The organism is Mycobacterium sp. 155 (assembly GCF_000373905.1).
Taxonomy (GTDB): Bacteria; Actinomycetota; Actinomycetes; order Mycobacteriales; family Mycobacteriaceae; genus Mycobacterium.
Genome location: NZ_KB892705.1, coordinates 3,093,219 through 3,111,942, shown reverse-complemented (window position 1 = coordinate 3,111,942; position 18,724 = coordinate 3,093,219). Strand labels below are relative to the sequence as shown.

19 protein-coding genes and 1 pseudogene are annotated in these 18,724 nt (G+C 66.5%); 13 read left to right on the top strand and 7 right to left on the bottom strand.

Annotated elements, in window-relative coordinates; all coding sequences use genetic code 11:
• Nucleotides 1–56: 56 nt before the first annotated feature.
• Entirely contained in the window at nucleotides 57–890 is an 834-nt protein-coding gene (locus tag B133_RS0114915) for an alpha/beta hydrolase family protein (protein ID WP_018602216.1), read from the bottom strand.
• 108 nt (nucleotides 891–998) lie between these two features.
• On the opposite strand from B133_RS0114915, the gene B133_RS0114910 reads away from it, so the two are divergent.
• The gene (locus B133_RS0114910) at nucleotides 999–1,628 is read left to right on the top strand and encodes a TetR/AcrR family transcriptional regulator (protein WP_026256465.1); all 630 of its coding nucleotides are present in this window, start codon (nucleotides 999–1,001) and stop codon (nucleotides 1,626–1,628) included.
• Here B133_RS0114910 and relZ read toward each other — a convergent pair.
• The gene (gene relZ / locus B133_RS0114905; RefSeq protein WP_018602213.1) at nucleotides 1,625–3,352 is read right to left on the bottom strand and encodes a bifunctional ribonuclease/(p)ppGpp synthase; all 1,728 of its coding nucleotides are present in this window, start codon (nucleotides 3,350–3,352) and stop codon (nucleotides 1,625–1,627) included. The genes B133_RS0114910 and relZ overlap by 4 nt on opposite strands.
• 50 nt (nucleotides 3,353–3,402) lie before the next feature.
• Between relZ and purB the strand changes: the two genes are divergently transcribed.
• The 3 genes and pseudogenes from purB to B133_RS0114890 all read left to right on the top strand — a co-directional run bounded on the left by purB (nucleotide 3,403) and on the right by B133_RS0114890 (nucleotide 5,845).
• The gene (gene purB, locus B133_RS0114900; protein ID WP_026256464.1) at nucleotides 3,403–4,821 is read left to right on the top strand and encodes an adenylosuccinate lyase; all 1,419 of its coding nucleotides are present in this window, start codon (nucleotides 3,403–3,405) and stop codon (nucleotides 4,819–4,821) included.
• Between the two features lie 26 nt (nucleotides 4,822–4,847).
• A pseudogene (locus B133_RS25355) lies at nucleotides 4,848–4,958 on the top strand (hypothetical protein); the annotation flags it as partial.
• On the top strand, nucleotides 4,955–5,845 hold the full coding sequence (locus B133_RS0114890; RefSeq protein ID WP_018602205.1) for a tellurite resistance/C4-dicarboxylate transporter family protein: 891 nt from the start codon (nucleotides 4,955–4,957) through the stop codon (nucleotides 5,843–5,845). The pseudogene B133_RS25355 and the gene B133_RS0114890, both read left to right, overlap by 4 nt.
• On the opposite strand, the gene B133_RS0114885 is transcribed toward B133_RS0114890, so the two are convergent.
• The gene (locus B133_RS0114885) at nucleotides 5,811–6,689 is read right to left on the bottom strand and encodes a type IV toxin-antitoxin system AbiEi family antitoxin domain-containing protein (RefSeq protein WP_018602203.1); all 879 of its coding nucleotides are present in this window, start codon (nucleotides 6,687–6,689) and stop codon (nucleotides 5,811–5,813) included. The genes B133_RS0114890 and B133_RS0114885 overlap by 35 nt on opposite strands.
• 102 nt (nucleotides 6,690–6,791) lie before the next feature.
• Nucleotides 6,792–7,415 (bottom strand): hypothetical protein, encoded by a 624-nt coding sequence (locus B133_RS0114880; protein ID WP_018602200.1) that lies wholly within the window; start codon nucleotides 7,413–7,415, stop codon nucleotides 6,792–6,794.
• Nucleotides 7,416–7,445: 30 nt separating this feature from the next.
• Here B133_RS0114880 and B133_RS0114875 point away from each other — a divergent pair, with 30 nt between their 5' ends.
• The 4 genes from B133_RS0114875 to B133_RS0114860 all read left to right on the top strand — a co-directional run bounded on the left by B133_RS0114875 (nucleotide 7,446) and on the right by B133_RS0114860 (nucleotide 11,922).
• The gene (locus B133_RS0114875; RefSeq protein WP_018602198.1) at nucleotides 7,446–8,330 is read left to right on the top strand and encodes a phosphoribosylaminoimidazolesuccinocarboxamide synthase; all 885 of its coding nucleotides are present in this window, start codon (nucleotides 7,446–7,448) and stop codon (nucleotides 8,328–8,330) included.
• Nucleotides 8,327–10,489, top strand: coding sequence for a S9 family peptidase (locus tag B133_RS0114870; RefSeq protein ID WP_018602195.1), 2,163 nt, complete (start codon nucleotides 8,327–8,329; stop codon nucleotides 10,487–10,489). The genes B133_RS0114875 and B133_RS0114870 overlap by 4 nt, the downstream gene beginning before the upstream one ends.
• Before the next feature lie 102 nt (nucleotides 10,490–10,591).
• Entirely contained in the window at nucleotides 10,592–11,137 is a 546-nt protein-coding gene (locus tag B133_RS0114865; RefSeq protein WP_018602194.1) for a TetR/AcrR family transcriptional regulator, read from the top strand.
• A gap of 80 nt (nucleotides 11,138–11,217) precedes the next feature.
• Entirely contained in the window at nucleotides 11,218–11,922 is a 705-nt protein-coding gene (locus tag B133_RS0114860; RefSeq protein WP_018602192.1) for a DUF2334 domain-containing protein, read from the top strand.
• Nucleotides 11,923–11,931: 9 nt separating this feature from the next.
• Here B133_RS0114860 and B133_RS0114855 read toward each other — a convergent pair whose 3' ends face one another.
• Nucleotides 11,932–12,570, bottom strand: a complete 639-nt coding sequence (locus tag B133_RS0114855; protein WP_026256463.1) for an MBL fold metallo-hydrolase — start codon at nucleotides 12,568–12,570, stop codon at nucleotides 11,932–11,934.
• Nucleotides 12,571–12,601: 31 nt separating this feature from the next.
• Between B133_RS0114855 and B133_RS0114850 the strand changes: the two genes are divergently transcribed.
• Genes B133_RS0114850 through purQ form a run of 3 tightly spaced genes read left to right on the top strand, consistent with a single transcriptional unit; the run spans nucleotide 12,602 to nucleotide 14,200 of the window.
• Nucleotides 12,602–13,264 carry a hypothetical protein gene (locus tag B133_RS0114850; protein ID WP_026256462.1) on the top strand — a complete coding sequence of 221 codons (663 nt, stop codon included), beginning with the start codon at nucleotides 12,602–12,604 and terminating at the stop codon, nucleotides 13,262–13,264.
• Between the two features lie 10 nt (nucleotides 13,265–13,274).
• Nucleotides 13,275–13,514, top strand: coding sequence for a phosphoribosylformylglycinamidine synthase subunit PurS (gene purS, locus B133_RS0114845; RefSeq protein ID WP_019970485.1), 240 nt, complete (start codon nucleotides 13,275–13,277; stop codon nucleotides 13,512–13,514).
• The gene (gene purQ, locus B133_RS0114840; protein WP_018602182.1) at nucleotides 13,511–14,200 is read left to right on the top strand and encodes a phosphoribosylformylglycinamidine synthase subunit PurQ; all 690 of its coding nucleotides are present in this window, start codon (nucleotides 13,511–13,513) and stop codon (nucleotides 14,198–14,200) included. The genes purS and purQ overlap by 4 nt, the downstream gene beginning before the upstream one ends.
• A gap of 108 nt (nucleotides 14,201–14,308) precedes the next feature.
• On the opposite strand, the gene B133_RS0114835 is transcribed toward purQ, so the two are convergent.
• A complete protein-coding gene (locus B133_RS0114835; RefSeq protein ID WP_018602181.1) occupies nucleotides 14,309–15,106 on the bottom strand; it encodes a family 1 encapsulin nanocompartment shell protein in 798 nt (265 codons plus the stop codon).
• Nucleotides 15,103–16,089, bottom strand: coding sequence for a Dyp-type peroxidase (locus tag B133_RS0114830; RefSeq protein ID WP_232423368.1), 987 nt, complete (start codon nucleotides 16,087–16,089; stop codon nucleotides 15,103–15,105). The genes B133_RS0114835 and B133_RS0114830 overlap by 4 nt, the downstream gene beginning before the upstream one ends.
• A 106-nt stretch (nucleotides 16,090–16,195) precedes the next feature.
• Between B133_RS0114830 and B133_RS0114825 the strand changes: the two genes are divergently transcribed.
• Both B133_RS0114825 and B133_RS0114820 read left to right on the top strand, forming a co-directional pair.
• Nucleotides 16,196–17,455: a M18 family aminopeptidase gene (locus tag B133_RS0114825; RefSeq protein ID WP_026256460.1), complete on the top strand. Its 1,260-nt coding sequence runs from the start codon at nucleotides 16,196–16,198 to the stop codon at nucleotides 17,453–17,455.
• Nucleotides 17,456–17,512: 57 nt separating this feature from the next.
• Nucleotides 17,513–18,721 (top strand): cation:proton antiporter, encoded by a 1,209-nt coding sequence (locus B133_RS0114820; protein ID WP_018602174.1) that lies wholly within the window; start codon nucleotides 17,513–17,515, stop codon nucleotides 18,719–18,721.
• Nucleotides 18,722–18,724: the final 3 nt, after the last annotated feature.

Below are 18,724 nucleotides of genomic sequence, written 5' to 3'. Positions count from 1 at the left end.
GGAAACGCCGCGTGTCGGGGACCGCCCCGTCTGCTCGCGGTAGAAGGTGACCGGGATTACGCCACGAGCAGCGGAGCCATCCAGGCGATCTCGGCGGGCAACTGCTGGCTCCAGAATGCCGAGTCGTGCCCGCCGGGGGAGAATCCGCCGGCCGGATGATTCGGCAGCTGTGCGATGAACTGCTGAGTAGCCGAATAGAATGGATCGCTTGTGCCGCAATCAATTCGGATGGGGATCGATCCCAGCGCGGGCAGTCCCCACACGGTATTGGCCGCGTAGTCGTCGGCGCCGTCGAAGGCACCTGGCGCGGTCGCGCCGGACGACGTCCACAGCGCCGGGCTCACTGCGCAGATTGCCGCGGTGCGTGCCGGTCCCAGCCGCGCGCCGAGCAGGAGCGCACCGTACCCGCCCATCGACCATCCCAGAAAGCCCACCCGCGAGGTGTCCAGATCCTGGTCGCCGAGCATCGGAATCAGCTCGTTGAGCACCATCGCACCGGAATCCTCACCCGAAGCGCGCTTGTGCCAGTAACCGCCGCCACCGTCGACGGCGACCACGGCGAACGGCGGGATCCCGGCCGCAACCGCTTGGGCCAGACCGGATTCCACGCCTCCGGCCATTACCTCCGCGGCGTTGGAACCCTTGCCGTGCAGCGCGATCACGGGTCGAAGCTTGCCGGTCTGCCCGGGCGGTCGGGCGATGGCCCAGTTGGTGTCGACGCCTCCACGCGCTGCGGACGTGAATGATCCGCTGGCATAGGTGGGCGCCGCGGCGGGTGGATCGGCCATCGCGGGAGCCGACGCCAGGGCGGACCCCAGCGTGTAGGCGCCGGCCGCACCGGCACCGAGGCGCAGCAGGGCGCGACGGTTCAAGTTGGGCATGGCGGCCATCTTGCCATCGCGCCATGGCCACCGGCCAATGGTGCCGTCACCCGACGAACCTGTGTAAAGACTGATGATTGGCCGAAAGCCCGATGGCGGATCGGCTCGACTGGCAGCATGCTAGTGGTGACAGCAGCAGTCACTCCGAAGGGGGAGCGTCGGCGGTGCGCACTCGTGAGGGCGGCCGCTGACCTGTTGTGTGAAGGCGGATTCGACGCCGTCCGGCACCGCGCGGTGGCCCGCCGGGCCGGTCTGCCGCTGGCGTCGACCACCTACTATTTTTCCTCCCTCGACGACTTGATCGCCAACGCTGTCGAGGACATCGGAACGCGCGAAGCCGAGCAGCTGAAGGCCGGCGTGGCCGCGCTGAGTCGCCGCCGCCGCGGCGCGGAGTCCACCGCCGACGTACTGGTGGACCTCTTGGTCGGGGAGTCCCCGGAAACCCGGGTGACCGAGCAACTGATCTCCCGCTACGAACGCTACATCGCGTGCGCGCGCCAGCCCGGGCTGCGCGACATCCAGCGCCGAATTCGTCAACAGCGCACCGAGGCGGTGGTCGAAGTGGTCGAACGGTCCGGCCGTGCGGTGCGCTCCGAACTGCTCACCGCGTTGGTGTGCGCAGTAGACGGCGCGGTCGTCGCGTCGCTCATGGACGAAGGCGACGGTCCCCGCGCCAGTGCCCGAGCGACGCTCATCGATGTCATCGACGTGCTCGCCCCGGTCGACGAACGGCCCGTGCACATCTAAGAACTACCGCGCAGCTTCTCAATCCTGTTGTGCAGCAACTCAGTTCGGTGTGCATTGCCGTCCAGTCCGATATAGCGATCGCCGTACACCGCGAGCAGCGCGTCGTCCAGACGGCGCACCGCACCCGCTGGGAACCGGTAACCCATGGCGTCGTTGACCTCGTCGTCATTCACCGAGTCCAACACCTCGGTCAGCGCGTCCGGCGACGTGATGCCCAGTTCCAGCAGCAGCCCCGAAATCCAGCTGTAGTGGTCGGTCCGCGACCAGCCCGCATCTGCATAACGGTTGCCCAAATACGTTGCCAGCACCGGCGTGGGGATGCGCGAATCCGCTGTCCAGTCCGGCTCCTCTTCGGTCACGCTGGTGCGCAGCCGCTGGCGGATCGCGGTGAACTCCCGATCGGCCAGCTCAAGTAGCCCGGCGGCAAGGGTGAAGCGGCGATCCAGGTCGGCGCCGTGCTCGGCCGGGATCTGCCCCTTGTAGCGCACATCGTGCTCGAACTCTGCCCATGCGTGCTGCAGCACCGTGCGGACCTGGATCGACGCCGGCTGCTTTTCGCCCTCGACGCCTACGAGCAGATGTCGGCTGGCGTAACCCCAGCGACCCTTGCGCGCGGTCTGCAGGCCGATGTCCTGGTCGTCCAGTAGACGCATCTCCGTGGCCAGCAGATGGGCCACCGTGTCGACATCCTCGCGCAGGTAGGTGATCACCCGCAGCCCGACCTGATCGGTGATCTCCACCAGCGGATCGGTGTAGAGCCGCTTGCCGTCGACGGTGCGGTCCACCTTGGCGGCGAACGATTCGACGCTCTTGGTCCGTGCCCTGATGCTGAGGTAGTTGATGCCCGCGTCGTCGAGCAGCCCCGTCACCAGCGCCAGGTAATGCTCGGTGGACGTGACCAGGGCGGGCCGCCGTTCCCGATACTCGGCCACGGCGTTCTGCGCGGTCATCGCGGGCGGGGTCGCAGGCTGGTCCGCGGGTGTTCTCTGCGAGCGGAGGAGCCGGTTGGCCGGCAGTGACGGGGTGACGATGTAACCCGCCTTGACGTCACCGTAGACCGTCACGTCTTCCGGCCGGTGATACCAGTACAACCCGATGTATGCGCAGATCAGGGCGTCCACGGGGTCTTCGTCGCGGTCCAGCTGGCCTGGTCGGGTCGCGGCTTCCACCCGCTTGCGCAGCTCGACCCAGCTGACGTTGCGGTTGGCCCGTAGCCGCGGTGTCGCCTTGTCGAGCTCCTCGATGTGAGTCATGAGTCTCAGCAGCTCACGCTGGCGGTCTTCGAAGGCGCCGCGCTTGTATTTGATGATCTTGTCGAGCCCGAACAGCACCACCGTTGCGGGGTGTGGGTAGACCTCGATGGCGCGTCGGCGCGACGACGAGGCGGGGTCAACATCGAGGCCCAGTGCGGACGCGATGCGGGCTGCGCGTGGGTGCTTGAACTCCGGCCGTTCGGTGAACGCGGGACGGGCCCCGGCGTCGAACCGCTGAAAGTCTCGGTTGAGCGCCCGCTCGCACGGCCGGTAACCTTCCGCGTTTTTCACGATCAGCGGCGCATCGATGGCGACCAGGCAGTCGCCGCTGACATACGGTTTGATCGTCGCAGCGATGCTCTCGTCGTCCTGCGCCACACCGACGTAGAGAACCCGCCCGTCGGAGTCGATCGCCGCGACACCGGTCTGATTCTTCTCGCCCCACGCGAGGTCGAGTCCGACGAAGTGCATCCATCCACTGTCTCATTGGTGCGTCCGCCCGGACCGTAAGCTGTGTGTTCGTGACGATTCCGAATGTTCTGGCCAACCGCTACGCCAGCGACGAGATGGTCGCGATCTGGACGCCGGAGGCCAAGATCGTCGCGGAGCGCCGGCTGTGGGTCGCCGTGCTGCGCGCCCAGGCAGAGCTGGGCGTCTCGGTGCCCGACGGCGTGATCGACGACTACGAGCAGGTACTGGACAACGTCGACCTGGCTTCGATCGCCGCGCGGGAGCGGGTGACCCGCCACGATGTGAAGGCCCGCATCGAGGAGTTCAACGCACTCGCCGGCCATGAGCATGTCCACAAGGGCATGACCAGTCGCGACCTCACCGAGAACGTCGAGCAACTGCAGATCCGCAGCTCCCTGGAGTTGGTGTTCGCCCACGGTGTGGCGGTGGTGGCGCGGCTGGCCGAGCGCGCCGTGGTCTACCGCGACCTCGTGATGGCCGGGCGCAGTCACAACGTCGCTGCGCAGGCAACCACGCTGGGCAAGCGGTTCGCTTCGGCGGCCGAAGAAAGTTTGGTGGCCCTGCAGCGCCTCCGTGAGCTGATCGACCGGTACCCGCTGCGTGGCATCAAGGGACCGATGGGCACCGCGCAGGACATGCTCGACCTGTTCGACGGCGACACCGCGAAGCTGGCTGAGCTGGAACGTCGCGTCGCCGAATTCCTGGGATTCACCGACGTTTTCACCAGTGTCGGCCAGGTGTATCCGCGGTCGCTGGACCACGATGTGGTGTCCGCGCTCGTGCAGCTGGGCGCCGGACCGTCGTCGATGGCACACACCGTCCGGCTGATGGCCGGGCACGAACTGGTGACCGAGGGCTTCGCGCCCGGGCAGGTCGGCTCCTCGGCCATGCCGCACAAGATGAACACCAGGTCCTGTGAGCGGGTCAACGGACTGCAGGTGGTGCTGCGCGGCTACGGGTCGATGGCAGCGGAACTGGCTGGGGCGCAATGGAATGAGGGCGACGTGTTCTGCTCGGTGGTGCGCCGCGTCGCGCTACCCGACGCGTTCTTCGCCATCGACGGACAGACCGAGACGTTCCTGACCGTCCTCGACGAATTCGGTGCTTACCCGGCGGTGATCCAGCGCGAGCTCGACCGTTACCTGCCGTTCCTGGCCACCACTCGCATCCTGATCGCCGCGGTGCGCGCCGGGGTGGGGCGGGAAGCCGCCCACGAGGTGATCAAGGAACACGCGGTTGCGGTGGCCCTGGCCATGAGAGAAAAGGGTGCGGAGCAGGATCTTGTCGACCGGCTGGCCGCCGATCCGCGGTTGCCGCTAGACCGGGTTGCGCTGGAGACGGCCCTCGCTGATCGGCAGGTGTTCACCGGAGCCGCGGGCGCGCAGGTCGATGGGGTGGTGGCCGCCGTCGACGATCTGGTCAGCCGTTACCCGGAGGCCGCCAAGTACACCTCGGGTGCCATCTTGTGAGATTGGTGGACTTGGCCGATCTGGACAAACCCAATCCGCACTTGGGTTTCAGATATGGCGTCCACTACTGCCTCGGTGTCGACCGCAGCAGTCGGCTTGCCGGCATACGGCATCTGGTGGTGGAGCTCGCGGCATGAAGGCCGAGGTGTTCGCCTCGGTCATGGCGACGGGCATCGTCTCGATATCCGCCGCGAACCACGGTTTCGGTCTTCTCAGCATTGGGTTGGCGACTCTGGCTGCTGTCGGACTGCCGGTGCTGATGTATCTGGTAGCCACGCGCTGGCGATCGTTCGACCTGCGCGACATCAACACCGTGGTCGGGTTTTTCACCTACGTGGCGGCGTGTACGGTGCTGGCCTCGCGATTCGCCGAGTACCGCGTGGCGGTATGGGTGCTGGGCACACTGGGGCTGCTGGGGTGGCTGTCACTGGTCCCTCGGCTGCTCCAGCGGATGTGGCGGCTGGGCCCGACAGGCTTGCGTGACCGGGCGCACGGCACCTGGGAACTCGCCAGCGTCGCGACGTCGGGACTGTCCATTGTTTTCGTCACCGATGGAATCCTGTTCTGGGCGTTCATCTTCTGGATCGTCGCACTGGGTGTGTACTGCGTGATGACGGGACTTATCGCGTGGCGCGCGTTGCGGGAGCCGGAAGCTCGGCGCAACGTTCCACCCGATCACTGGATACTGATGGGCGGCCTTGCAATCGCCACGCTGGCCGGTGAGCACATTCACGCCGCCCTGCACCCGGGCCCGCTCGCCGACGCGGTACGCATCGTCACCATCCTGACGCTGGCCGTTGCCACGGTGCAGATCGTGCCCTTGGCCATCACCAGTTGGCGCCAGATGTTCGACTGGCCGGCGGTGTTCCCGCTCGGCATGTACTCGGCGGCCAACTATGCCATGGAGATCGGAACCGGTTGGCAGCCGCTGGCCAGCGTCTCAGTGGTGTTCTTCTGGATTGCGTTGGCGGCGTGGGTGGCGGTGGCGGTCACCGTGGCTCGCCGGCTGTACGGGACTCGATAGCGAACCGGACCTCGGCGAGCACCCTTTGCGGGTACTCGGTGAGATCCAGCCAGGTGAATCGCAGTACCTGCCAGCCCATCAACGCGATCTCGTTCTGCTTGACCCGGTCTTTCTGGAAATCGTCCTGGTCGTGGTGGAAGGCCCAGCCGTCGGTTTCTATGGCGATCTTGTGCTTGGGAAATGCCACATCGATCACGAACCTGCCGAGGCGATAGTTGGCTTTCCACCCCGTGATCTGGGCCTCCCTGAGCAGTTTGACGAGCAGACGTTCGGCCTCTGAGCGTGCCCCGTCGGCTGCGGCCTGCAGCAGTATGCGTGCTGCGGGGGAGCCGTGTCTGCCCTTGTTGCGGATGTGCACTCGCCACAGGTCCTTCAGCTCTACATGGCGCTGTAAGGCGGAATCCATCAGTTTGGCCCCACCGCCCCGCCTCGCCGCGGCTTCGACGACGGTCAGCGGCAACGAGGTCACGCGAAGACCATGGCGCTCCACGATGTCGGTGGGCCACAGGTCGCGGCGGCGCATGCGAATGTCCTGCCTGCGCGGGTGATGGCTGTCCCTGGGGACGGTCACCTCGACTGTTTCGGGTGGGTACTTCGCCACGCCATGCCACCACGCCGCTGCGAGCCCACTGGCCGTTGCCATCGACCCGAGCGACCACACCGCGGCCCGCACCCGTGCGGCATCGGTGAAAGGACGGTCGTCGGCGAAGTACACGCCGGGCGAACATCTCAGCCAGCGCCCCGACCGGACCCTCCGGTTCACCGCGTCTTGACTCAGGCCTGCCTGCTTGGCTTGGGACAGGGTGATCACGCCGTCGTGATCCCGCAGGAAGTCTTCGAGCACACGATTGGGACGGTGTATGCCCGTCAAACGGTTCCCATCCGAGTGATTTGTGTGCATTTACCGGCGGTGGACGCCGCCAAATGCACACAAATCACGGAGGGATCACTTTAGGCGACGCAGGCGCATGCCCGCCGAGCGCAATTCCAGGGCGGCGAGACCGCGGATGGCGTGTGGATCCTGGCGCCGCCACGCGCCCACCGGGTCGTCGGACACGTCGGTCAACTTGGCTAGTGGGCGGTTGGCCAGGGCGCGCAGCGCCAGCAGTTGCTCGCCCGCCGCGGTGGAGGCGAGGGTGATCGCGGTCCATTTGCGCCGGAAGAACCGTCCCCGCAGGTAGAGCCACGGCATCGCGACGAACAGGATCGGCGCGGCGGCCACGGCCAGTGCCAACACCCAGGCCAACCAACTGGCCGTGGAGTCCAGGCTGCTGCCGGCTCCGGCGATGTCGAGCGCCGCCTCGCTGGCCGCTCGCAGTGGCTGGCTCAGGGTGTCGCCGACTAGTGGGATGTGGTGGGCGCTGTCACCGGCTGAGTCAAGATTGTCGGCCACGCCGTTGGCGCCGTCGTGCACTTGGCGTCCCACCGTCGCGATGGTTGCGATGGCGGAGTGCACAGCTATGCCGACCAGCACCCACACCGTGATCCACACCACCACTGCGATGTCGCTGAACAGTTGCGCCAGCAGTCGGCCGGGCCTGTGGGCATATGGCAGGTACCGCGATCTCATGGCACAGATCCCAACACATAGGCTGACCCGATGCGTCCCGCTCTGTCCGAGTACCAGCACCTGGCCAGCGGCAAGGTCCGCGAGTTGTACCGAGTCGATGACAACCATCTACTGTTCGTGGCGTCGGACCGGATCTCGGCCTATGACTACATCCTCGACTCGCAGATCCCCGACAAGGGCCGAATCCTCACCGCGATGAGTGTCTTCTTCTTCGACCACGTCGAGGCACCCAACCACCTCGCGGGCCCGCCGGATGATCCCCGTATCCCCGAGGAGGTGCTGGGCCGCGCTCTGGTGGTGCGGCAGCTGAAGATGCTGCCGGTCGAGTGCGTGGCACGCGGTTACCTGACCGGATCGGGCCTGATTGACTATCAGAAGACGGGCTCGGTGTGCGGCATCCCGTTGCCGCCCGGATTGGGTGAGGCCAGCAAGTTCGAAGAGCCGTTGTTCACGCCGGCCACCAAGGCGGAATTGGGTGAGCACGACGAAAATATTTCGTTCGCGCAGGTGATCGATCTGGTGGGCCCGGTGCTGGCCAACCAGCTGAAGGCGCGCACGCTGCAGACCTACCTGCAGGGCGCAGATCGTGCGTTGACCAAGGGCATCATCATCGCCGACACGAAGTTCGAGTTCGGCGTCGACGAGAACGGCGATGTGGTGCTGGCCGACGAGGTCTTCACTCCGGATTCGTCGCGGTACTGGCGCGCGAACTCGTACCGCCAGGGCGTGGTCCAGGAGAGCTTCGACAAGCAATTCGTGCGGGATTGGCTGACCGGCAAATCGGGTTGGGACCGGCACGGTGAGACTCCACCGCCACCGCTGCCCGACGAGATCGTGGCGGCGACCAGGGACCGCTACATCGAGGCGTACGAACGGATTTCGGGCCTGCGCTTTACCGATTGGATCGGTGCATGAATCAGCCGGTGACTCCACCCGTTGCCAAGCGTGCCAACCATCGGCGCGAGTACCACGGCGATGTGTTCATCGACCCGTACGAGTGGCTGCGCGACAAGGACGATCCCGAGGTGATCGCTCATCTCGAAGCCGAGAACGCCTTCACGACGTATGCGACAGAGCATCTGGAGCCCTTGCAGCAGAAGATCTTCGACGAGATCAAGGCCCGCACCAAGGAGACCGACCTGTCGGTCCCGATCCGCCGCGACAACTGGTGGTACTACGCCCGCTCCTTCGAGGGCAAGCAATACGGCGTGCATTGCCGCTGCCCGGTCACGGACCCTGACGACTGGACCCCGCCCGAGTTCGACGAGCACACCGACATACCCGGTGAGCAGGTGCTGCTCGACGAGAACGTCGAAGCCGACGGGCACGACTACTTCGCGCTCGGCGCGGCCTCGGTGAGCCTGGATGGCAATGTGCTGGCGTACTCGGTCGACGTGAAGGGCGACGAGCGGTACACCTTGCGGTTCAGGGATCTACGGAGCGGTGAGGAGTACGACGACACCATCGTCGGCATCGGTTCTGGCGCCACCTGGGCGGCCGACAGCAAGACCATCTACTACACCACCGTCGACGATGCCTGGCGACCCGATACGGTGTGGCGCCACCGCCTCGGCGCCGGGCTACCGGCCGAGAAGGTCTATCACGAACCCGACGAACGGTTCTGGGTGGGCGTGGGACGCAGCCGCAGCAACAAGTACCTGTTCATCGCGGCGGGCAGCGCGGTCACCACGGAAGTTCGTTATGCGGATGCCACCGATCCGTTCGCGCCGTTCATCCCCGTGTGGGAGCGGCGGGATCTGGTCGAATACTCCGTCGAGCACGCTGTCATCGGGGGCGAGGACCGGTTCCTCATCCTGCACAACGACGGTGCCGAGAACTTCACGCTCGTCGAGGCACCGGTCAACGACCCCAACGACTTTCATACCCTCATCCACCACCGCGACGACGTGCGGCTCGATGCCGTCGACGCGTTCGACGGATTCCTGGTGGTCAGCTACCGCAGCGAGGCGTTGCCAAAGATCCAGCTGTGGCCGGTCAATGCCAACGGCGGGTACGGCAGGGCTGAGGAGTTGACCTTCGACTCCGAACTGACCGCCGCAGGCCTGGGCGGTAACCCCAACTGGTCGGCGCCCAAACTGCGGATCGCCGCAACGTCTTTCGTCACTCCCGCCAGGGTCTACGATCTGGATCTCGCGACCGGTCACCGCACGTTGCTCCGTGAGCAGCCGGTGCTCGGCGGCTATCGGCCGGAAGACTATGTGGAGCGCCGTGATTGGGCGACAGCCCCCGACGGTGCGCGGGTACCGATCTCGATCATTCATCGGGCCGGCCTGCAATTCCCTGCCCCCACACTGCTGTACGGCTACGGCGCATACGAATCCTGCGAAGACCCGCGGTTTTCGATTGCGCGGCTGTCCCTGCTGGACCGGGGCATGGCGTTCGCCATCGCTCACGTGCGCGGCGGCGGAGAGCTCGGGCGGCCCTGGTACGAGCACGGGAAACTGCTGGAAAAGAAGAACACTTTCACCGATTTCATCGCGGTGGCACAGCATCTCGTCGACTCCGGCCTGACCCGGCCGCAGAATCTGGTCGCACTTGGGGGCAGCGCCGGCGGCTTGCTGATGGGTGCGGTCGCCAACATGGCGCCGGAGCTGTTCGCCGGGATCCTGGCTCAGGTGCCATTCGTCGACGCGCTCACCACCATTCTCGACCCGTCGCTGCCGCTGACCGTCACCGAGTGGGACGAGTGGGGAAATCCGTTGGAGGACCCCGAGGTCTACGCCTACATGAAGTCCTACACACCGTACGAGAACGTCACGGCCCGCGACTACCCGGCGATCCTGGCGATGACCTCGCTCAACGACACCCGGGTCTACTACGTCGAACCGGCGAAATGGGTTGCGGCGCTGCGCCATGTCCAGAACGATCCGGCGAGCGACGCCCACAAGGTGCTGTTGAAGACGGAGATGGTCGCCGGCCACGGCGGGATCAGCGGCCGCTACGAACGCTGGAAGGAGGCGGCCTTCCAGTACGCCTGGCTACTGGCTGCCGCAGACCGCGACAACTATGGCAGCGGCCAGGTAGGCAGCCTCTTCGCCGGGCCGAAAACTTAACCGGGAAGGCACGACTCGGCGGTTTGGCATCTGGGCATGTCAGGATCGCTGCCGTTGCACCGCCAATCTTGTCGGTGTCAGGATTGTGGCTATGATGACGACATGAGCTATCACCACGGCGATCTGAAGGCCGTGATCCTGTCCGAGGCCGCGACGCTGGTTGCGGAGCGCGGGCCCGACGGCGTCTCGCTGCGCGAGTTGGCCCGCGTCGCCGGGGTTTCGCACGCCGCACCGGCTCATCACTTCACCGACCGCCGCGGCCTGTTCACCGCCCTCGCGACCGAGGGTTTCCAGTTGTTGGCCGCCGCGTTGACCGACGCTCGACCGCAGTTCGTCGATGCCGCCAAGGCCTACGTGCGGTTCGCGCTGGACCATCCCGGCCACTATGCGGTGATGTTCGACAAATCGCTTTTCGACGAGAGCAACGACGAACTTGCGGCGGCGGCCGCGGCGGCGCGGGCCGAACTCGACCGCGGCGTCGGAACCCTCGCTGACCCCAAAGCTCATGCCGACCCCGGAGCGGCAGCGCTGGCCGCGTGGTCACTGGTGCACGGCTTCTCGCTGCTGTGGCTCAACGACGCGATCGACACTGCAGTCGACCCGATCGCCACCGTCGAGCGATTGGGCCTGATCCTGTTCGACGGATAGGCTGCCGCGACAGCCGAATCGCCATTTTGCGTCAGATTGTTGGCAACCGTTGCGTCATATGACGTTGTCACACTGGGTGGGTGACCGGACAACTCTTCGTCTCGATCTCACAGATCAGTGATCGCACGTTGGCGGACGTGGAATCGTTCTGCGCCAAGCTCGACAACCGCGGCGTGCCCACGTCGCTTCTGGTCGCACCGCGGCTCAAGGGCGGATATCGGCTGGACCGTGACACCCCTACCGTGCAGTGGCTGACCGCGCGCCGCGCAGCCGGTGACGCGGTGGTCCTGCACGGGTACGACGAGGCCGCCACCAAGAAGCGTCGCGGTGAGTTCGCCAGTCTGCCCGCGCACGAAGCCAACCTGCGGATCATGGGCGCCGACCGGGTGCTCGAACACCTCGGCTTGCGTACCAGGCTGTTTGCCGCGCCGGGCTGGACGGTATCGCAGGGTACCGTGATTGCCTTGCCGCGCAACGGCTTTCGATTGCTGGTTGGACTCAGCGGGGTTACCGACCTGGTCCGCCAGACGACGTCGCGGGCCCGGGTGCTCGGAATAGGCGAGGGCTTTCTCACCGAGCCGTGGTGGTGCCGGACGCTGGTCCTGGCTGCTGAGCGCACCGCGCGTCGCGACGGCGTGGTGCGCGTTGCGGTGGCTGCGCGTCATCTGCGCAGGCCCGGTCCGCGGCAGGCCATGCTTGACGCCATCGACCTGGCTCTGCTGCACAACAGCGTGCCCGCGGTGTATCAGTGGAAGGCCGATCCGGTACTGGCCGACGCCGCTTAGCAGCTCCCGTCAGAACTCGGTGCCGGTCTCCTCGTTGAGCACCTGGAAGTCGGTAGGGGTCATCTCGCTGAGCCGCCCGTAGTAGATGCCACGCGCGTTGCGCTCGATGATGCCCTGATGGATCGGGACCGCCCGGACCGGAGCCACCGCCCGCAGATATTCGACCGCCTCGGAGATCTTCATCCACGGCGCGGCGGCCGGGGTAGCCAGCACGTCGACCGGCTCGCCGGGCACGAACAGCGCGTCGCCCGGGTGCATGAGCCGCGCGGGGTGCTCGTCGTCGCCCAGTAGGTACGAAATGTTGTCGACCACCGGGATTTCCGGGTGGATCACCGCGTGCCGGCCGCCAACCCCGCGGACGGTGATGTTGCCGACCTGGAATTGGTCGCCTACCTGTACGGCCTGCCACGGTTCGCCCAGCTGAGCAGCGGTCTGCGGGTCGGCGTAGAGCGCGGCCTGCGGATTGGCCTCGACGAGCGCGGGCAGCCGGGCCGGATCGGCGTGATCGGGGTGCTGGTGGGTGATCAGGATCGCCGATAGTCCGGTGATGCCCTCGAATCCGTGCGAGAAATTGCCCGGGTCGAACAGCACGGTGGTATCCGACATGCTGGCCAGCAGGCAGGAATGTCCGAAATGCGTCAATTGCATGCCTATATTGTTGCCTTCGGTGGCTGCAATCATGCGCATGATCGGAGCGATGCTGCTCGCGGTCTTAGGGCTGGCCGCGACGCCGGGACCCGCCTCGTCGCAGCCCGCCGATTGCCCACCGATGTGCGACCAGATCCCCGCCTCCGCGTGGATCGCCGCCGCGGACATTCCGCTGTACCGCAACTACCAGTGGCACGAGCTGTCGGGGCTGGCGGTGGCGACGGTGAGCCCGCGATTCCGGTTCGAGGCGGACTGCGCGACACCGCCGCTGCCCGGCGATGCGCGTGGGTACGCCGTCAGTGCCCGCGCCCTCATCCCGGAGCCCGAGGACCAGTGGCAGGTGCAGGCGCAGGTGGTGCACTGGCGCGGAGAGACCTGGCGCGGCGCCGACCTCGCGCTGGGGGCGATCCGGCTGGCGGCCGGCGCGCTGCGGGCCTGCCAGCTGACCGCCCCGCAGAGCTCTCCGTCGATCACCACCGATGTGCCCGGTCAGCTCGCGGCGGTGCTCAGCATCGACGGCAACCGGGTGCTCCATCAGTATTTGCTGGCCGATACCCGCAACAGCACTGTGGTCGAGCTTGCCATGTGGTCGACGACCCCGCCACAGGTTCCGTGGCCCACGATTCCCGATAGCCAGGTCTTCGATGCGATGACCAGGCCACTGTGCGACGCCTACATCGGGTCGTGCCGGTAGAGTGTGCGCCGTGGCAAAGGTAGTTGTGCATGTGATGCCCAAGGCGGAGATCCTGGACCCCCAGGGGCAGGCCATTGTCGGGGCCCTCGGGCGCCTCGGGCATGCGGGTATCTCAGATGTTCGGCAGGGTAAGCGTTTTGAGCTCGAGGTCGACGATTCCGTGGCCGACGAGACATTGGCCGAGATCGCCGAATCCCTGTTGGCCAACACTGTGATCGAAGATTTTGCGGTGAGTCGGGAGGATTCGTGACCGCGAGCGCAGCGGCGGGAAGAATCGGCGTCATCACCTTCCCCGGCACCCTCGACGACGTCGATGCCGCGCGTGCGGTGCGGCTGGCCGGGGCCGAAGCCGTCGCCCTCTGGCACGCCGACGCGGACCTGCACGGCGTCGACGCCGTCGTGGTGCCCGGCGGCTTCTCCTACGGTGACTACCTGCGCTGCGGCGCGATCGCCAAGTTCGCCCCGGTGATGGGTTCGGTGATCTCCGCGGCGGAGAAGGGGATGCCGGTCTTGGGCATCTGCAACGGTTTTCAGGTGCTGTGCGAGGCGGGCTTGCTGCCCGGCGCGTTGACCCGCAACGCCGGCCTGCACTTTGTCTGCCGCGATGTGTGGCTGGAGGTGGCATCCACCTCGACGGCGTGGACGACGCGCTACGAGCCGGGTGCCGATCTGCTGGTCCCGCTGAAATCGGGGGAGGGGCGCTATGTGGCGTCCGAGGCGGTGCTCGACGAACTGGAGGGCGACGACCGCGTGGTCTTCCGCTACCGGGAGAACCTCAACGGCTCGATGCGCAACATTGCCGGTGTCTGCTCGGCCAATCGTCGTGTCGTCGGCCTCATGCCGCACCCTGAACACGCCACCGAAGCGCTGACCGGCCCATCCGACGACGGCCTGGGCCTGTTCTACTCCGCACTGGACGCGGTTCTCACAGCCTGACCGAGGGCGCACACCACCCTCGGTCAGGCTGTGAGTGTGCGCAAAATGCCGACCGCGAGCGGCGTGTCGCGGAGCAGACACGCGCGCTCGCGGTGCAGAGGGGGACGGTCAGGCCGTGAGGGCCACCGATGCTTCGGCGGTGTAGCACAGGAACGTCAGGGTCTCCTGCATGTACAGCTGGACGCTCTGCGCGTCGTGTGACAGGTAGCCGATGGCCACATCGGTGCCAAGGTGCAAATCGAAATCCCCACCGCGGGTGGACAACACGAAGGCACCGTCGATCGCGGGCGCCCAGATGATGTCGCCGTCGACCAAGCGGCTGAGGTGTTCGCGGATGGGATAACCATGTGCCGTCGTCTCACTGACCTTGGTGTAGGTCGCTGCCGACAGCAGCACGGAGTAGGGGCCGTCGACACCGGCCAGTCGCAGCTCCGAGAGTGCTTGGGCGATCACGTCGGGAATCTCGCGGGCGTCGTCGGGCAGGGCCAGCGCAGGGTTGGAGCTGGCGCTGCGGATGCCCTGGATGGATGCGGCGCCGTAGCCCTCGAAGATGGCCCGGTCCTCGACGAATGCCAGCTTCTTGGCGGCATCCTTGACCGGATCCCAGTCGGAATCCTGGGCGCCGCGCTCGACATCGTCGATTGCGGTGCGCGACACCGTGAACGGCACGCGCAACCGCACCAGCGGCTGGCTGGCCCGCAGATCGGCTTGCACACCGTCGGCAGGTGCATCCACGTCCAGTAGATGACCTGTGCTGAGGGACGCCTCCACCGGCCCGGTCGGTCCCGTCACATCGACCACCCGACGTCCGGCGATGTGACGTTTGAACGTCCGGGCCGCCTCGGTTTCGATCTCGGCCCAAGCGGACTCGGTGATCGGAGCCAGCTCGCGGTACAGGTTGTTCATTGCAGTGTTCCTTTCAGGCTGCCGATCGCAAGGGACGGGTCTCTCCTACTCGCCACCGGCTCCATGACCGAAACGGGTGACGATTCTTCTTCCCGGTCCGCCGAAGTCGGGAGGGGCGGTGGGGAATCCAAGAAGTCGATGGTGGGGCTGAAGAACAAGCCGCCCGTGACGGCCGTGGAGAAATCGAGGATCCGGTCGGTGCTGCCGGGCGGGTCGCCGATGAACATGTTGTGCAGCATTCGCTCGGTCACGCTGGGGGTGCGGGAGTAGCCGATGTAGTACGTGCCGAATTCGCCCTTGCCGATCTCGCCGAACGGCATGTTGTGCCGGATGATCTTCAGCTCATTGCCCGCCGCGTCTTCGATGACGTTGAGGGCGAGGTGCGAATTCGGTGGCTTCACCGCATCGGACATTTCGATGTCGTCGAGTTTCGTGCGTCCGATCACCCGCTCCTGCTCCTCGACGGACAACGAATTCCACGATGCCATGTCGTGCAGATACTTCTGCACGTGTACGTAGCAGCCGCCGGCGAAATCGGGGTCCTCATCGCCGATTTGGCTGGCGTTGGTGGCTACCGGCCCGTTCGGGTTCTCGGTGCCGTCGACGAATCCGAGCAGATCCCTGTTGTCGAAGAACTTGAATCCGTGCACCTCGTCGACGATGGTGATGGCGCCGGCCATCGCATCGACGAGTCTGGTCGCGAGTTCGAAGCACACATCCATGGACTCGGCCCGCAGGTGGAACAGCAGATCTCCGGGAGTGGCCGGGGCGTGATGGCGCGGACCGTCGAGGGCGATGAAGCGATGTAATTCGGCCGGGCGCGGGCCGGAGAACAGCCGGTCCCAGGCGTCGGAACCGATCGACACGACCGCCGACAGATGTTTGGTGGGGTCGCGGAACCCGATTGCCCGTACCAGGCCCGAGATATCGGCCAGGGCGTCGTGAACGGCAGCCTCCTGACCTTCGTTGACGGTCGAGACCATGAACACGGCAGCAGGTGTCAGCGGGGCCAGAACCGGCTGCGGCTGTGGTGCGGGCACACCAGGACCCTAGCGCGGCCCGCCCGGAAATCCAGGCCAAGATGGAGATATGGCAGCTAGCCCCCTTGGTCTGTGTGAGTTCATCGACGCGTCGCCGTCCCCGTTCCACGTGTGTGCTCACGCCGCGCAACGGCTGATCCATGCGGGTTTCACCGAATTGGCCGAAACCGATGCGTGGCCGGCTAACGGCAGGTTCTTCACGGTGCGAGCCGGTTCGCTCGTGGCGTGGCGTACCGAGAATGCCAGGACCGCCGCGCCGTTTCGCATCGTCGGCGGGCACACCGACAGCCCGAATCTGCGCGTCAAGCAGCATCCAGACCTGTTGGTCGCCGGCTGGCAGATGGTGGCGCTGCAGCCCTACGGCGGGGCCTGGCTGAACTCCTGGCTGGACCGTGATCTCGGCATCAGCGGCCGCCTGGCCGTGCGCATCGGCAACCGGATCGAACACCGCCTGATCCGTGTCGACGACCCGATTCTGCGGGTGCCGCAGCTGGCGATTCACCTCTCCGACGACCGCAAGGGCGTCAGCCCGGACCCGCAGCGGCACGTCAACGCGGTGTGGGGCGTGGGGGAGCGGCCGCGGTCCTTCATCGGCTTCGTGGCTGAGCGGGCCGGGGTCGCAGAGGCTGATGTGCTGGGTTTCGACCTGATGACCCACGACGTCACGCCGTCGTCCGTCACCGGTGTCGACGATGAGTTCGTCAGCGCGCCGCGGCTGGACAACCAGGTGACCTGCTATGCGGGCCTGGAGGCCTTCCTCGCCGCGGCCGGCGCGGACCATGTGCCGGTGCTGGCGTTGTTCGACCACGAAGAGGTGGGGTCCACCTCGGACCACGGGGCCCAGTCCGAGTTGCTGCCGACCGTGCTGGAACGCATCACGTTGGCCGCCGACGGCAGCCGCGAGGACTACCTGCGCCGGGTGGCCGGATCGATGGTTGCGTCGGGCGACATGGCGCATGCCACCCACCCGAACTATCCCGAGCGCCACGAGCCGTCCCACCACATCGCGGTGAACGCCGGTCCGGTGCTCAAGGTGCAGCCGAATCTGCGTTACGCCACCGACGGCCGCACCGCGGCGGCCTTCGCGCTGGCCTGCGAGCAGGCGGGTGTCCCGCTGCAACGCTACGAGCACCGGGCCGATCTACCGTGCGGGTCGACGATCGGGCCGATGACATCGGCCCGCACCGGCATCCCCACCGTCGATGTCGGAGCGGCCCAGTTGGCCATGCATTCCGCCCGGGAGTTCATGGGCGCGCACGACGTCGCCGCCTACTCGGCCGCGTTGCAGGCGTTTCTGTCACCGGGCTGACCCGACGTCGGCCGGTGGCGCTCTCCTAACACCGGCGGTCCTGGCAGGATTCCGGCCATGCTGTTGTCGCTCGTCGCGGTCTCGGTGGTGCTGGCCGGCTGGTCGCTATTCTCGCGTGGCTTCGAGCGTTTGCGGCTGACCGCACCGATGGTGTTGGTACTGGCCGGGATTGCGGTCGGCTTCACCACCCGGGATGCGGTGGCGTCGACCCTGAATGCCGTCGCCGCCCAGCACATCGCCGAAATCATCCTTGCGGTACTGCTTTTCGTCGATGCCACTGATGTCCGCGGCGGCTACCTCGGCGCAGACCCGCGCTCGGCGCTGCGACTTCTGTTCATCGCAATGCCGCTGGGCCTGGCCGCCTCTGTGCTGCTGGGGCTGTGGCTGCTGCCGGGACTACCGTGGGCCGTGCTGCTGGTCATCGCGTGCGTGGTGGTGCCGATCGATTTCGCGCCGACATCGTCGCTGCTGCGTGACGACCGCATCCCCGAGCGCGTGCGGGGGCTGCTCAATGTCGAGGCCGGCTACAACGACGGCATCGTGTCGCCGCTGTTCATCTTCGCGCTGGTGCTCGCCTCGGATCGCACTGAAGCCGAGAACCCCCTCGACGCTCTGGCCAGGGCCGTCCCCGAGGCAGGCAAGGCGCTTCTCGTCGGAGCCGTCGTCGGCGCGGCACTGGCCGTGGCGACCAACACCGCTGAACGCCGTGGCCTGATGACGGGCCAGGCCAAACGCCTGATCCTGGTGACTGCCCCGGTGCTGTCCTTCGGCGCCAGCCTCGGCATCGGCGGCAACGGCTTCGTTTCGGCCTTCGTCTGCGGCATAGCGTTCAACTACTTCCGGGTCTCGCCGACCTTCGCCACCGAACTCGAACTCGTCGACGACGTGGGATTCCTGTTGGCGTCGGGGATGTGGTTCGTGTTCGGCCTCACCGCCGTGTTGGCGCTCGGCTACGGCGTGCCGTGGGGGCTGGTCTTGTTCTGCCTGCTCGTGCTGACTCTGGTGCGCATCGGCACGGTGCTGCTGGCGATGCTCGGCTCACCCGTCAGCTGGTCCGAACGGCTACTGCTCGGTTGGCTGGGACCTCGCGGCACCACCTCGATCGTGTTCGGACTGCTGGCCTTCAACGCCCTTGACGGGGTGGCCGAGAACACCCTGGTGCAGGTGCTGGTCATCGCGGTGTTGGGCAGCGTGATCATCCACGGAGCCGGTGCACCGGCGGCTGCGCGCGCCTACCAGCGATCACAAACTAAACTGAGCGCGTGACGT

What these genes read in the sequence shown, in the direction of transcription:
- B133_RS0114865 (WP_018602194.1), top strand. Translation starts at nt 10,592, where the DNA reads ATGAGCTATCACCACGGCGATCTGAAGGCCGTGATCCTGTCCGAGGCC.
- B133_RS0114835 (WP_018602181.1), bottom strand. Translation starts at nt 15,106, where the DNA reads ATGAACAACCTGTACCGCGAGCTGGCTCCGATCACCGAGTCCGCTTGG.
- B133_RS0114870 (WP_018602195.1), top strand. Translation starts at nt 8,327, where the DNA reads ATGAATCAGCCGGTGACTCCACCCGTTGCCAAGCGTGCCAACCATCGG.
- B133_RS0114910 (WP_026256465.1), top strand. Translation starts at nt 999, where the DNA reads ATGCTAGTGGTGACAGCAGCAGTCACTCCGAAGGGGGAGCGTCGGCGG.
- B133_RS0114890 (WP_018602205.1), top strand. Translation starts at nt 4,955, where the DNA reads ATGAAGGCCGAGGTGTTCGCCTCGGTCATGGCGACGGGCATCGTCTCG.
- B133_RS0114820 (WP_018602174.1), top strand. Translation starts at nt 17,513, where the DNA reads ATGCTGTTGTCGCTCGTCGCGGTCTCGGTGGTGCTGGCCGGCTGGTCG.
- B133_RS0114875 (WP_018602198.1), top strand. Translation starts at nt 7,446, where the DNA reads ATGCGTCCCGCTCTGTCCGAGTACCAGCACCTGGCCAGCGGCAAGGTC.
- B133_RS0114855 (WP_026256463.1), bottom strand. Translation starts at nt 12,570, where the DNA reads ATGCAATTGACGCATTTCGGACATTCCTGCCTGCTGGCCAGCATGTCG.
- B133_RS0114850 (WP_026256462.1), top strand. Translation starts at nt 12,602, where the DNA reads ATGCGCATGATCGGAGCGATGCTGCTCGCGGTCTTAGGGCTGGCCGCG.
- B133_RS0114830 (WP_232423368.1), bottom strand. Translation starts at nt 16,089, where the DNA reads ATGGTCTCGACCGTCAACGAAGGTCAGGAGGCTGCCGTTCACGACGCC.
- relZ (WP_018602213.1), bottom strand. Translation starts at nt 3,352, where the DNA reads ATGCACTTCGTCGGACTCGACCTCGCGTGGGGCGAGAAGAATCAGACC.
- B133_RS0114825 (WP_026256460.1), top strand. Translation starts at nt 16,196, where the DNA reads ATGGCAGCTAGCCCCCTTGGTCTGTGTGAGTTCATCGACGCGTCGCCG.
- B133_RS0114915 (WP_018602216.1), bottom strand. Translation starts at nt 890, where the DNA reads ATGGCCGCCATGCCCAACTTGAACCGTCGCGCCCTGCTGCGCCTCGGT.
- B133_RS0114880 (WP_018602200.1), bottom strand. Translation starts at nt 7,415, where the DNA reads ATGAGATCGCGGTACCTGCCATATGCCCACAGGCCCGGCCGACTGCTG.